12 protein-coding genes are annotated in these 13662 nt (G+C 45.5%); 6 read left to right on the forward strand and 6 right to left on the reverse strand.

Translation table 11 applies throughout. The features are described from left to right. The first annotated feature begins 196 nt into the window (after window positions 1–196). Together UNITIG_RS19155 and UNITIG_RS19160 are read left to right on the forward strand one after the other, a co-directional pair. The gene (locus tag UNITIG_RS19155) at window positions 197–1510 is read left to right on the forward strand and encodes an efflux RND transporter periplasmic adaptor subunit (protein WP_101759950.1); all 1314 of its coding nucleotides are present in this window, start codon (window positions 197–199) and stop codon (window positions 1508–1510) included. Continuing rightward, complete coding sequence (locus UNITIG_RS19160; protein ID WP_101759951.1) at window positions 1507–4659, forward strand: efflux RND transporter permease subunit; 3153 nt, start codon at window positions 1507–1509, stop codon at window positions 4657–4659. Before UNITIG_RS19155 ends, UNITIG_RS19160 begins: the two co-directional genes overlap by 4 nt. 28 nt (window positions 4660–4687) lie before the next feature. Here UNITIG_RS19160 and UNITIG_RS19165 read toward each other — a convergent pair whose 3' ends face one another. The 4 genes from UNITIG_RS19165 to UNITIG_RS19180 all read right to left on the reverse strand — a co-directional run bounded on the left by UNITIG_RS19165 (window position 4688) and on the right by UNITIG_RS19180 (window position 7750). Continuing rightward, complete coding sequence (locus tag UNITIG_RS19165; protein WP_101759952.1) at window positions 4688–5281, reverse strand: PilZ domain-containing protein; 594 nt, start codon at window positions 5279–5281, stop codon at window positions 4688–4690. A gap of 140 nt (window positions 5282–5421) precedes the next feature. Next, window positions 5422–5790, reverse strand: a complete 369-nt coding sequence (locus UNITIG_RS19170; protein WP_101760334.1) for a diacylglycerol kinase family protein — start codon at window positions 5788–5790, stop codon at window positions 5422–5424. A 16-nt stretch (window positions 5791–5806) separates the two neighbouring features. Further along, window positions 5807–6484: a flagellar brake protein gene (locus tag UNITIG_RS19175; RefSeq protein WP_101759953.1), complete on the reverse strand. Its 678-nt coding sequence runs from the start codon at window positions 6482–6484 to the stop codon at window positions 5807–5809. 135 nt (window positions 6485–6619) lie between these two features. Then, the gene (locus UNITIG_RS19180) at window positions 6620–7750 is read right to left on the reverse strand and encodes an aminopeptidase (protein WP_235015554.1); all 1131 of its coding nucleotides are present in this window, start codon (window positions 7748–7750) and stop codon (window positions 6620–6622) included. A gap of 132 nt (window positions 7751–7882) precedes the next feature. Between UNITIG_RS19180 and glpE the strand changes: the two genes are divergently transcribed. From glpE to UNITIG_RS19200, 4 genes are all read left to right on the forward strand, one after another. After that, the gene (gene glpE, locus UNITIG_RS19185) at window positions 7883–8185 is read left to right on the forward strand and encodes a thiosulfate sulfurtransferase GlpE (protein ID WP_101759955.1); all 303 of its coding nucleotides are present in this window, start codon (window positions 7883–7885) and stop codon (window positions 8183–8185) included. A gap of 164 nt (window positions 8186–8349) precedes the next feature. Then, entirely contained in the window at window positions 8350–9744 is a 1395-nt protein-coding gene (locus tag UNITIG_RS19190; protein WP_101759956.1) for an ATP-binding protein, read from the forward strand. After that, window positions 9737–10447, forward strand: a complete 711-nt coding sequence (locus tag UNITIG_RS19195) for a response regulator (RefSeq protein WP_101759957.1) — start codon at window positions 9737–9739, stop codon at window positions 10445–10447. Before UNITIG_RS19190 ends, UNITIG_RS19195 begins: the two co-directional genes overlap by 8 nt. An 87-nt stretch (window positions 10448–10534) precedes the next feature. After that, window positions 10535–10861: a Spy/CpxP family protein refolding chaperone gene (locus UNITIG_RS19200; RefSeq protein WP_101759958.1), complete on the forward strand. Its 327-nt coding sequence runs from the start codon at window positions 10535–10537 to the stop codon at window positions 10859–10861. 116 nt (window positions 10862–10977) lie between these two features. On the opposite strand, the gene UNITIG_RS19205 is transcribed toward UNITIG_RS19200, so the two are convergent. Further along, complete coding sequence (locus UNITIG_RS19205; RefSeq protein WP_101759959.1) at window positions 10978–12615, reverse strand: response regulator; 1638 nt, start codon at window positions 12613–12615, stop codon at window positions 10978–10980. A 180-nt stretch (window positions 12616–12795) separates the two neighbouring features. Further along, window positions 12796–13641, reverse strand: a complete 846-nt coding sequence (locus UNITIG_RS19210) for a mechanosensitive ion channel family protein (RefSeq protein ID WP_235015513.1) — start codon at window positions 13639–13641, stop codon at window positions 12796–12798. Between the last annotated feature and the right edge of the window lie 21 nt (window positions 13642–13662).

The raw sequence follows: 13662 nt of genomic DNA on the forward strand, positions 1-13662 counted from the left end.
ACATTAAAGAATAAGCACAACATTGATAATTAATCCGCCGTTAATGTCGTCATTACAGCGCTATGCTATAAAATTGCCCAGTATGCTGTAGAACTTTTCGGCTAAGCCAGCATCTAGCATCTAGCATCTAGCATCTAGCATCTAGCATCTAGCATCTAAGAAAGTTAAACCCTCTCCACTAGCAAAGGAAACAAAAGTGCCCGCCCATTACGGACAAGCTTTACGCCCTATTTTGATTATTGTGATTGCGAGCTTAATCGCCTTTGGCTTTTATCTCAGCCGTCCCGCTCCTAAACACGCTGAGATAAACATCCAACCCTTATTAGTCAATGCTGCCAAAACAGTAAAACAGGATATCCGTATCTCAGTCCGGGCACAGGGTGCGGTGACGCCGCGCACACAAACTACGTTAGTGGCTGAAGTGTCCGGACGAGTGATTAAAGTTAGTGAAGCATTTAAAAGCGGCGGTTTTTTTAATGAAGGCGATATGTTGCTACGTATCGATCAACGCGACTACAAGGCCGATTTAAAACGGGCTGAAGCCGCTGTTGCTAGCGCCCGTTCAAATCTCGCCTCAGAACAAGGGATTGCCGAAGTCGCCTATCAGGACTGGATGAAATATAAAAGCTCCGTTAAACGCAGCCAGGCAGCAACTGATTTGGCATTGCGTAAACCGCAGCTGGAAGATGCAGAAGCGAAACTGGCTTCGGCATTAGCCGATTTAGATACTGCCAGAGACCAACTTGACCGCACGACTATCCGTGCGCCGTACACCGGTTTAATAAAAAGCAAAATGGTTGATATTGGTCAATACATCAATGTCGGCACTACAGTTGCAGAAACATTTGCTATCGATGTCGCGGAATTACGACTGGCTCTACCGGAAAGTAAATTAAACTATTTAGAGCTGCCATCGATTTCTGATCCAGAAAACACCTTACAACCCAAGGTAGATTTAACTGCAGACATTGGCGGTAGTCGCCACCACTGGCAGGGTAACATTGTGCGCACCGAAGGTATTTTTGATGAACGCAGCCGGGTGTTATTTGCCGTTGCTGAAATAGAAGACCCCTATGGTTTACAACAACCAAGAGCACAAGCACTGCGCATCGGCACCTTTGTTGACGTCAACATCGAAGGCCGAGTGATCAATGATTTAATCGCACTGCCTCGACACATTTTACGTGCAGGTAACCAACTATGGGTGATTGATCAACAGCAGCGCCTGCAAAATCGTCAAGTGAGCGTGCTGCGCACCGAAGGATCAAATATTTATATTACTAGCGGTCTGGATGAAGGCGAGTTGGTTTGCCTTTCAACAATTAGTGCCGCAGTGCCCGGGACTCAGGTTCGTATTGCTGAAACCACTCCTACTGACCACCAACCCAGCATTCCTCCAATTCCTGAAGACGTTCCTGCCAATCAGGAGAACGGTTTAGAAATAGCGCCAGCACCAGATCAAGCTCAACCTTTAGATCCTAAAACAGCACATAAGGATCAAGCAGCATGAGCACTAACGACGAAGTCACAGCAAACACTGTCGAGCACAAAGGTATTATTGCCTGGTTTGCAAAAAACCCGGTGGCGGCCAACCTGTTAATGATCGTTATTTTTGCAGTAGGCGCAACAGCTGCATTCAATGTTCAAAAAACCCTTGATCCCAAAATCGAAACCAACATTATTACCATCAACATGATATATCCCGGCGCCGCACCGGAAGAGGTAGAACAAGGTATTGTCTTTAGAATTGAAGAAGCATTAAAAGATATCGAATCTATCAAAAAGGTCGAAGCCACTTCGCAAGAGTCTATAGCCAACCTAGCTATTACGGTTTATGAAGACTATGACGTACTGACGGTACTGGACGAAGTAAAATCTGCTGTCGACGCTATCAGCAGTTTCCCTGAGCAAGCAGAGAAACCCATCATCAAACACCTGCGTTTTAAAAGCCATGCGATTAACTTGCAGGTGTATGGCAATATGGATGAAAAAGGGCTGAAAAATTTTGCCGAATCGGTAAAAAACGAATTACTGTCCGACCCGAATATTGCCTACATCGATATTTTTGGTGCACGAGACTATGAAATCACCATCGAAGTCCCCGAAATCACTTTGCGTAAATACAATTTAACTCTGGCGCAAATTGCCCAGACCATCCGCCGCTCATCTTTGGATTTACCCGGCGGTGCAGTTAAAACCAGCACTGGCGAAATCATGCTGCGAACTACTGGCCAGGCCTATCAGCAATATGATTTTGAACAAGTTGTTTTAATCACCTACCCGGACGGTACCCGCTTAACGCTGGGTGACATCGCCACCATTAACGATGGTTTTGTCGAGGCCCAGGGTTTCGCCATGTTCGATAATCAATTCAGTATAAACCTCACCGTATACGCAGTCGGCGATCAAGATGCTCTTGAAGTCTCGCGTGCCGCAAAGGCTTATGTCAAAGCAAAACAAAAAACTCTCCCTCCCGGCCTTCATATCGAGTACTGGGCCGACATCACCTATTATCTTGAAGGGCGTCTGGGGATGATGCTAAAAAATCTGGTGCTGGGTGCCTTTCTGGTTTTCTTAGTACTTGCTCTTTTTCTGGATATAAAACTAGCCTTTTGGGTAATGGCAGGCTTGCCCGTTTGTTTCCTCGGTACCTTTATCCTGATGCCGCTAGAATTTATCGATGTAACATTAAATATGATCAGCCTGTTTGGATTTTTACTGATTCTTGGCATCGTCGTTGATGATGCCATCATCATTGGCGAAAGCGCGTATCGTGCTACAGAAGAAAAAGGTCACAGCGTCAATAATGTTATTGAAGGCGTAAAGCGGGTAGCCACCCCAGCCACCTTTGGCGTGCTGACTACAATTGTCGCTTTTATGCCTACCATATTTACTGAAGGAATTTTAGCCCCATTTCCTGCAGCACTTGGCTGGGTGGTAATTCTTTGCTTGATATTTTCCCTCATTGAGTCTAAATGGATTTTACCCGCTCACCTTGCCCACAGCCGTCCCCTGCAAGGAAAAACATGGAATAAACTCAATGCTATTCCAGAGAATAATAATCGCAAACTAAATTATTTTATTGAAAAAAAATACATGCCTTTTTTGATGAAGTGTATACGCAACCGTTACACCACTATGGCAATTTTTGTTTCCATGTTGATATTGGTCGCGGGTCTGGTGACTGGCGGCGTCGTCCGCTATGTATTAATGCCCGCCATCCCCGGGGATTTTTTACGCACCGACCTGGAAATGGTTGAAGGTACACCGGATCACCAAACGCTGGCAGCTCACAAGCACATCAGCAATTCGCTGTATGAAATAGATGCTGAGTATAAGGCGGAAAACAATACTGACATTGGACTGGTGAATCATATTTTTTCATGGGGCCGCGACGGCCGTTTCACCAGTTCGATGATGGAGCTGACCAAATCAGAAGTACGCAGCATAGACAGCAATGAGATAGCAAAACGCTGGCGGGAAAAGGTCGGCGATATTCCCGGTGCTAAAGTACTGTCCATCAGTAATATGGAAGATATGGGCGGCCCTGCTTTGGGATTTAAATTAATTGGCAGCGACCTTGAGCAATTAAAAATTATTGCCGAGGAGCTGGAACAACAACTCGCTACCTATGAAGGCACTTATGATATACGCAGCAGCGCCAGCGCCGTGCAGGATGAAATAAAATTATCAATAAAACCAGGTGCCGAAGCGTTGGGAATCACGCTGGAAGATTTAGGCACACAGGTTCGACATGCGTTTTACGGCGCCGAAGCACAGCGATTACAGCGAGGAATTAATGAAATTAAGGTGATGGTGCGCTATCCACAAGAAGATCGGGATACTGTGGCCAATTTGGAAAACATGTATATCCGCACACCCAGTGGTGACGAACTACCCTTCACCTCAGTTGCCGAAATTACCGTTGCACCTGGCTATAACAAAACCACACGCATCAACAGCGAGCGGGCGATCAAAGTCACCTCACAGCTTAATAAAGCCCTCAGCGAACCTTCTGCGATCACAGAGGATATTGTGCAAAACTTTATGCCCCAAGCTAAAAACCGCTACCCCGGCTTGAGTTATAAATTAGACGGTGAAAGTGAAGAGGCAGCAAAACTTTTAGGTAGTATGTTTAATGGGTTTTTCATAGCATTATTTGGTATCTACGCTTTACTGGCAATACCGTTAAAATCGTATCTGCAACCTATCATTATTATGGGTGTTATTCCTTTTGGCATTATTGGCGCTATTATCGGCCATATTTTTATCGGCATTCCATTCGACATGATGTCCTTCTTTGGTGTTATTGCACTATCGGGCGTAGTAGTAAACGACAGTTTAATAATGGTTGATTTTGTTAATAAGAGCACTGCTGACGGCACTGACAAGTTTGAAGCGATAGTGAATTCCGGAGCCAAACGATTTCGGGCAATATTGATTACCTCGCTCACTACCTTTTCCGGGTTACTGCCGATGCTAATGGAGACTAGCTTACAAGCTAAACAGGTATTACCCATGGCGGTGTCTTTGGGCTTCGGTATCATTTTTTCTACTGTGATTACCCTGTTGCTAGTGCCCTGCCTGTATATGGTGTTGGATGATATAGCAAAGTTTTATGATAATTTAACGGGCAAGAAACTCGCGCAAGCAACATAAAAAATAACAGTCAACGTCTAATAGACTATTAGGCTTTGACTAATAGCGCCCTGCCACGGATGACTTCCTGCAAACAAAACGCATGCAAAAACAAAGCATTGATTTCATCTTGATTAATAAATTCGATACCGTAGGCAAAACCGCATTCAGGATAAGCCTCTGAGGGCTCAGTTTTATTACGCAGTTCAGCGGTTAATTCCATATCCCGCTCCAACCCCTGTGCTGATAGCATCACCCCCACTGTCATCGTTGTAACCATGCTGGTAATTTCTTTTTCCAATACAATTTTGGCTCCAGTGACACTCACATCCAGCATAAAACCATTAATCGAGCTGGTATTCATACCCAATGCAGTATGTCCGGTCAGCTCAACCGGGGTATCGACCGGAATACGCTCGTGTTGACGCAACCGGGAAAAATTAACTCCTAACGGATAATCCAACACCAAATATAAAAAGGGCGACTCATGAATATGCTCAATAGCCGTTTCAAATTGCACACTTCCTTTAGCCATAGGCGCCTCTAGACTGACCGCCTGACCCGCCTGCAATAAAACTTGCCCTGGTTTCGACAACACCGTAACCAACAAATTTTTTCCTTCATTAAAACCGAGCAACTGCACATCGATTTTATGTTTTTATAATCCAAGCCAACCATACGCATGGTCATTTTTTTGCCAACGGACAAATCAAGCTCTTTAAAACGCATAATCACTTTTAACCCTAAAATAAAAAACTAACTTTCAACACAATAACGATAAAATTAACTCTGCAGTCCGAATAGATAGGGATAAAAAACTATCACCGCCACTACCATTGCCGCTAAAGAAAATATCAACACTGCTGCCGCGGCAACATCTTTTGCCAACTTGATTAATGGGTGCTTTTCAGGATGACAAGCGTCAGCTAACGCTTCTACCGCAGTATTCAGCGCTTCTGTAGTCCACACTCCAGCGATAGCAAATACTATTGCCACCCATTCCCAACGTTGTAGATGTAAATAATATGCCAAGGCTAACACCACAACAGTGGCGACAATATGAATACGAGCATTGGCCTGAGTTCGCACTAGCGCCGACAATCCTGAAAAGGCATAAGCAAAGCTACGCGGTCGTGATTTTAACTCAAACACACTATTCACTCTCTAGTTATACGGTTGCACAGCTACCCGCTTGCAAGCCATTAAGGACAAAAGCATGTAATAAAATACGCTGCTCATCCGGCAAAGGTAAAAACTGTACACCATAAACATTGGCATAGGTTTGATCTTCATTATTTGCATTAGCCAAACGCGCCCGGATCACCGCTGGCAAACTTAACTCGCGCTCGATTCCAGCAAAATACATGGTGATATGGATCGTCAATTCATCACCGACACGGCCAATATTGGTATCCGTAGCCAACTTCAAACCTGACACACTTATATCCAACACCCGGGACTGAAAGCCTGAACTGTCATCACCCTCATCGACTTTAGCCACTTTAGCTGGCAATTCAACTTTAACTCTAGCCGCACCGCGGACTTCGCGAAAAACCACCTCTTGTGGATAAGACAAATGAATATAACTATAGGGGCGCTCACCTATCGCATCTATGCGGCTACTTAACGTCGCCACCCCGGTGGGCATGATCACTGTCATTGCCAAACGCATGCCGCTACGCCATTGCACTTCCAGGTGAGGAGAGGGCATTGCCACCAGCAAAGAATGCAAGGCCAAGGAACCAATATAAACCGTATCAAGACTATAATTTTGTTGATCGTTACCGACTACAACCAATTGTACTGATGCCCCCGGCATTAATTTCAAATCTTCAAATTGCTTCAATTGCCAATCCCGAATTAGTCATTATTCTTGTCATTGCTTAGCCTTGGAATGTAACCACCCACTAAGCCTAAAGTGTAGCAGAACATGAACCAAGTACCTCTAGCTTCAGCTGACTAACTCTCACACTAATAACTATCACGGGGATAGACTATGACGTCGATTTTGTAGCACCAGCAACTGTGCTTGCCGCTGTTTTTTTTCCAGGCGAGCCAGCAGCGCCACCTGCTGATAAAAAAGGCCCATCTCGCTACCCTGCTCAAGTAATAACTGCTGAAATGCCGGTACCCATTGATGATAACTAGCCACCGTGACTAGTCGTGCATTATTCACCGGCTGCTGCATCCAGCTATCAAAGGCGGTAGTGTGATGCCAGCGCTGCTTAAAGTGCTGGTAGCGGATTGGCAAGCTCTCGCTGAACAGCTGCTGCTTACGTTGTTGTTTTTGCTGCTCACTGACTGGCTCAGCATATAACTGCTCTAGCTGTTGCCGAAAAGCTAATAGCATCTCAACAAAATCGGCCTGCATTAACCGCTGCTGCTGGTAACTGGCTACCTGTAGCGGGTCCAACCGCTGCTGTTGTACCCAACGTTCAATACCTGCCAATTCAACTGCGGTAGCAAAACTTTCATTAAAAACCGTATCGCCTCCTACATAAACCTGCTGATGAGCCAGCTCATGAAAAATTAATCCCGCCAAACGCAACGGTTTGCGGTAGATAAACGTATTTAGTAGGGGATCGTCAAACCAACCCAAGGTGGAATATGCCGACACACCACCCACATAAGTTTCATAACCTTGCTGTTGTAATTGTTGCGCGTAATCAAGCGCTTTCTGCTCAGAAAAATATCCACGGTAGCTCACACAACCGGCGATAGGAAAACACCACTGCAAAGGCTCGATGGAAAAAGGACTGGCGGCAAACACATTCCAAACGACATAGTCCCGCTCGGTGTCCGCGTAGTAACGATAACTATTATTATCAGGTAAGCCTAATTGCTCGGAAGCAAACTGACGATACTGCTGAACTTGTAACAGTTGCTGCTTTAATTGAGGGCTGGTGTCATCCGCATGCAACAGTTCATTAACTTTTTGACGCTGCCACCAAATTGACCACTGTCCCTGCGCTGCCTGCGAATAATAGGCAGCTGTTTCGCAGCCACTGATAACGCCTGTTAACGCGACCAGTATCAACAGGCGAAATACCCAGCGACTGCTAGCTCCACGGCGACCACTGGCCTTTACTAACCGTTTTTTTGATTTTGTCACGCTCAAAGTTATACCGTGGTTGTAGTTTTAGATGCTGTGGATATTACCACTCAATAATTTCAGGTTGGCCACATCATATCAGTAACGTATAGTGGCACCAACGCACACAGGCTCCACTTTACAGGAAACACCATGGGTAATTTTCAACGCATATCTACCACTCAGGCAAAGCAACTTATCGCACAAGGCGACATTGCTATTGTTGATGTGCGTGATGGCCAGTCCTATCACAACGGCCATATCGACCAGGCTATTTTGCTCGACAATAGCAGCGTTAATCAGTTTATTGCCAGCACTGAAAAATCGACCCCCGTACTGGTCTATTGTTACCACGGCAATAGCAGCCAAAACGCAGCGCAATTTTTATTCGAGCAAGGTTTTGCCGAAGTCTATAGTATGGATGGCGGCTTTGAAGCCTGGCGCCAGCAGGACTAACATCCACTAAAACTATAATATTTATCCAACTTTTTCACCACACTATAGCTGTAACAATGTGTAAACATTGTGGAAATACCTGGAAACTATTGTACTGGCTTAGGATAGGAGGATAGGATTCAAAGCTGTACTTACTCAGCCTAGGCTCGAAGCGGGTTTTATTCTTGCGTATTCACAATAAATTATTACTGGTACTGGTACTTAGCAGCTGCTTAGTGGTGGTTATTATGTTCGCGTTTTTTCAGCGCAGCATAGACCGGGGCATGCTGGAATACGTCAATACTCAAATGATTGAGGAGCTGCAACCCGCAGTCAATTCTCTGGCCAAGCTCTATCAACAACAAGGTGACTGGCAAACCGTTCGCGATAACCCCAAGCTACTAAGGCACGCTTTTTTGCCAATCCTGCGTGACAAAAAGCTACGCCATTTTTTCCCGCCGCCCGACCCCGATCAAAAACCTCGACGCGGCATTGCACTACTTGATAGCAACCAGCAATTAGTCGCTGGAAATGAAGTTACCGAGCATAAAACCACCCGCATAGCTATTCAATCCTCCGGCCAAACTGTCGGCTGGCTAATACTACCGCAGCGCCGACACATCACCGACGGCTTTGAATTACGATTTATTGAAAAACAAACCCAAGCACTGCTCGTTATCAGCATTGCGGTACTGTTAGTGTCGATTATGATTGCACTACCCCTAAGCCGCCACTTTGTGAGGCCGATTAAAAAACTAGCCGCTGGGGCACTGGACTTAACTCAGGGCCGTTATCAATTAACGCTTGATACCCAGCGTAAAGACGAACTAGGGGAACTGGCAAGAGACTTCAAACAGCTTGCCAATACCTTACAAGCCACGGAGAGCAATCGTAAACGCTGGCTGGCTAACACCTCACATGAGTTGCGCACACCACTCGCTATACTGCGCGGCGAACTGGAAGCTATGCTGGACGGCGTGCGCCCCGTCAGTATCCAGAATATTCAATCTGCCCAACAAGAGGTACTGCACCTGGCCAAACTGGTGGATGACCTATACCAACTGAGCAATGCTGATTTAGGCAGTCTGCGCTACCAGAAAACCTCTGTCGATCTTGCCGAATTACTGCAATTGACCGTGAATTCCCAGCAAGCACTGTTTAGTCATCAAGGGCTGCAATTGACCCTGCAAACAGCAATAACCAAGGCACCTGTCTGGGCCGATAGCGACCGCTTGCAACAATTGCTCAATAACTTATTAGCCAACAGCCAGAAATATACTGACCCTGAACAAGGCGTGGTTAATATTACGCTTAACAGCGATAAAGATTTTTACTTCATCATTATTGAAGACTCCGCGCCCGGAGTGCCCGATGACGCATTGCAACAATTATTTGATCACCTTTACCGCGTTGAAAGCTCCCGCAACCGGGATACCGGTGGCTCTGGACTAGGTCTAGCGATTTGCCAACAAATTGTTGCCGCCCATGACGGCACAATCAGGGCTGAACACTCTGAGCTTGGCGGTTTAAAAATCACAGTACAGCTACCTATTGAGCCGGAGCGTTCGGAAGATGACTAAGAACGAAACGACCACTGGGAAAATTCTCATTGTTGAAGATGAACGAAAACTGGCGACATTGATGCAGGATTATTTAATGCAAGCCGGTTTTAATACTCACATTATCGACCACGGTGACAAAGTTATTGACTGGCTGACACAACATCAAGCCGACACCATCTTGCTTGATCTAATGCTACCAGGAAAAGATGGCCTAACTCTATGCAAAGAAATCAGAGCCTTTTCCAATACCCCTATCTTAATAATCACTGCCAAAGTAGACGAAATTGATCGTTTACTCGGACTAGAACTTGGCGCTGATGATTATATCTGCAAACCTTTTAGTCCCCGAGAAGTCGTCGCCAGAGTTAAAGCTATATTACGCCGCAGCCAACCCTCAACGCAGCTGGCAAACGCAGAATTCAGCCTCGATCCAGATCGTGTTATCGCTCGCTTTCAACAACACACCATTGAATTTACCCAGGTAGAATTTCAATTATTAAAATTGCTCTACAACACACCAGGGAAAATCTTCTCACGCAATCAATTGATGGATAATATTTATAGTGATCATCGTATTGTCAGTGATCGTACTATCGACAGCCATATCAAAAAGCTACGTAAAAAACTCCACCTGCAATTCCCTCACTATGAATTTGTCCACTCGGTGTACGGTGCTGGTTACAAATTTGACCTGCTAAAAAAGTCATCAAGCCCTATTTAATGCACCTTTCATCCACAATTTTTGCACAATGTTTGGTTATAGTTATATCACTGGCTAACAAAGCCGTTACAACCAAGAGGAATTATCATGAGAACGCTTATCATTTGTTTAGCACTAAGCTTATTTAGCATTACTGGTCTTGCCGGCGATCGTCAGGATAAGATGCTGCATAAATTAACCAAGAAATTGGATCTCACTGAACAGCAGGTAGTGGAAGTCAAATCCATCATGGATGAACAGCAAGCAGAACGCAAAGAGATCCGCAAAGCGATGGAAGCTTTACACGCAGCAACAGTAGAAAAAATGTCAGTGGTGCTAACACCGGAACAACTGGAGAAATTCAAGCGTATGGAAAAAAAGCGTGACCACAAAAAAGACAAGCATAAAGATCACCACCACGACAATGAAGCCTAGCTATCAATTCTAGCAATTCAAAACTAGTCTGACTTTTATAGATACCAAAGTCAGACTAAACCATACTTGTTGCTTTCAACCCCCTTAAAAAGCCCTGAAGCTGAACCGGTTATGGACTAATTCAACCGACCGCGCATTTTAGTCACGCGCTCCGCGTGATGTCGCTCACTATCGATACTGGAAACAAAATCAAGACGCTGACGGCAGATATCCTTAATTTCCATATCATCTGGATATTCACCGAAATGCCCAAGAGCAGACATCACGTAGTTAAGGTGGAACTCCAAACAATTGGGAAAAACTTCAATCCCCTGATTGAAGATCTTCATCGACCCTTTATAGTCCCGAGACTTGTACAGGGCTGCGCCTTCCGAGTTGATCTTTGCCAACCTGGCGCGCCCTTGGGCGGAGATGGGCTCGGATGACACCCTATCAATACGGTTAATTGCTGCTTCCTGATTTTCATAAACCACCCCCAGTTTGCGAATAATCTGGTTGGCGGTTTTTACTTCATTCAGTTGCAACAAGCCCTTGATGCAACCGAGGGTGATGGTGAAGTTTTCTTCCTGATAATTCACCGTGGCATTGATAAGCTGCCGGGCTTTGTCTATGCACTCATCCGCTTGCGGCCGCTGATCATTTTCTCTGGCCTCAATAGCTTGGCCAATGAACTGGCTGACACGGACCCAGTCATCGACATTATCCCCTTCAAGTGCTGATTTAAGGTGACGATTTGCCTCAGCCACTATTTTGCGCTTATCTTCCGGCCGATTTAGCTGCTGGGCGTGGACCATCTGTGCCTGAGCCAACTCCACCATACTGACCTGACTGGCTCTGCTGGTAAATCGGCCCAGCTTGATAACATGCTTACAAGCACGTACAGCTTTGTCGGTATCACCATTATCCAGGCACAACTGGGAATAAACCTTTTGCCGGGCATAGGTATTGGGCGACAAGCTAACTCCCTGCTCCAGTGCTTTCTGGGCCAGGCTTGGCGCCAGTCGTTTCAGCTGGATATCCGCTAACAAATCGTAGACCTGCATTTCGGTAGTGGCGGTATCCACCAACGACTCCAAAATCTCCACAGCCTGTTCTTCCTGACCCAAACCATGCAGTGCCTGCGCCATTCCATAGCGGGCCCAGTCCGGTGGGTTAGAAGGCATACAACGGTCATAGGCACCATGCGCCTTCTCTAGCTCCCCATAACTCAAAAGCAGATCGGCGTAAAATCGTAGCAGCTTGATACTAGGCGATTCCTGTCCGTCGATAATGGCCTTGCATTGGCTGGCGGCCTGCTCTCGCTGACCCTTGGCGTCGGCCTCAAGCACAGGCTTTAACAGCGACTTCTCTTTCAGTAAGCGGTTGAGTTTTTTTTCTATGGTGACCTGGTTAAAAGGCTTGGCAATATAATCATCGGGGCGGCACTCCAGTGCGCCCAACACCATTTCTCGGGAAGTTTCAGCGGTGGCCATCAGAAATAAGGTCTGGCGCCCGATCAGGTCGCGAGCGTATAACTCCTCCAAAAACTGCTGACCATTCATTCTCTCACCCATATTGTAATCAGAGAGAATAATGTCAAAACCTTCGCCATCATCAAACTGAGGTAGCTTCAATGCAGCCTCGGCGGAGTCCACTATTTCAATTTTTTCATAGCCGAGCGCGTTCAGCATACGTTTGAGAATCATCTGCGAGTCTCGCAGATCATCCACGATCAATAGACTGTTAGCACTGGGGTTTCTGAATTTAGCATCCATTTAGCTGTTTACGAATACCGCTATCCGTCCATTCATATTATTCAATCGGCGGCAAAGCCGAGCCCTATCGACAGCTACTATAGTGTAATGGCAAGCAAAAACAAAAGTACGATTTACTAAGCCTTTCTAGCAACGGATAATTTCACCATCTAACCCGCGCTCCTTTCAGCCAATACAACCTTAGTCATTACCACTGTCGCCCAACATCCGTACTTCCCGCTGCGGGAATGGAATAGTAACACCCTGTGTTTTCAGTGCCGTAAAAGCAGCCTGATTCATGGCATAGAGCGATTGATAATAACGCTGGGTAGGCAGCCAAGCCCGAATCCCGATATTGATACTGCTATCACCAAAACTCTCAATACCTACCTGATGGGGCTTATCAGCACTAATGTCCAGTGATGTAATAGCGTCATAAATAATCTTAACCGCTCGCTCAGGATCTTCATGATAAGCAATTCCGATAGTGACTTCCGCTAAAGTACTGGCAGCGGAATTATGAATAATTTCACCGACAATATGTTTATTCGGAATACTTATTCGGACGCCATCTTCATCAATTAAAATAGTAAACGCCAAATGCACTTCGGCGACCAGACCTGCCACACCTTCAACACTGATGGTATCTCCCACTACAAAAGGCCGGGTAATAATAATATTTAAGCCCGCACCATAATTTGACAGTAAACCCTGTAATGCCAAACCGACCCCTAAAGACAAAGCACCTAAAACCGCCAGAAAAGGAGTGACACTAATGCCGACTTTACCTAAGGCAATAACGGCTACCATAACAACAATGGCAATTTTCACTGCCGAGGCAATAAAATTACTTAGCGTTACATCAAAATCTCTTTTACGTAACAATCCAAGCACCCAGTTACTAACTTTGTTTGCAACAAAGATACCCACTAACAATATCAATAAAGCGCCGATAATTTGAAAACTATAGGCGACAAAAAACTCCACAATCATTTGATAAATTGCGGCAGCTTGCTCTATTTCTTTTTCGATTAAATCATCTTTCACTGTTACAGCCTTTTATTTAAG

The organism is Oceanicoccus sp. KOV_DT_Chl (genome assembly GCF_900120175.1).
Lineage (GTDB): Bacteria > Pseudomonadota > Gammaproteobacteria > Pseudomonadales > Dasaniaceae > Oceanicoccus.

What these genes read in the sequence shown, in the direction of transcription:
- UNITIG_RS19205 (WP_101759959.1), bottom strand. Translation starts at nt 12,615, where the DNA reads ATGGATGCTAAATTCAGAAACCCCAGTGCTAACAGTCTATTGATCGTG.
- UNITIG_RS19200 (WP_101759958.1), top strand. Translation starts at nt 10,535, where the DNA reads ATGAGAACGCTTATCATTTGTTTAGCACTAAGCTTATTTAGCATTACT.
- UNITIG_RS19160 (WP_101759951.1), top strand. Translation starts at nt 1,507, where the DNA reads ATGAGCACTAACGACGAAGTCACAGCAAACACTGTCGAGCACAAAGGT.
- glpE (WP_101759955.1), top strand. Translation starts at nt 7,883, where the DNA reads ATGGGTAATTTTCAACGCATATCTACCACTCAGGCAAAGCAACTTATC.
- UNITIG_RS19195 (WP_101759957.1), top strand. Translation starts at nt 9,737, where the DNA reads ATGACTAAGAACGAAACGACCACTGGGAAAATTCTCATTGTTGAAGAT.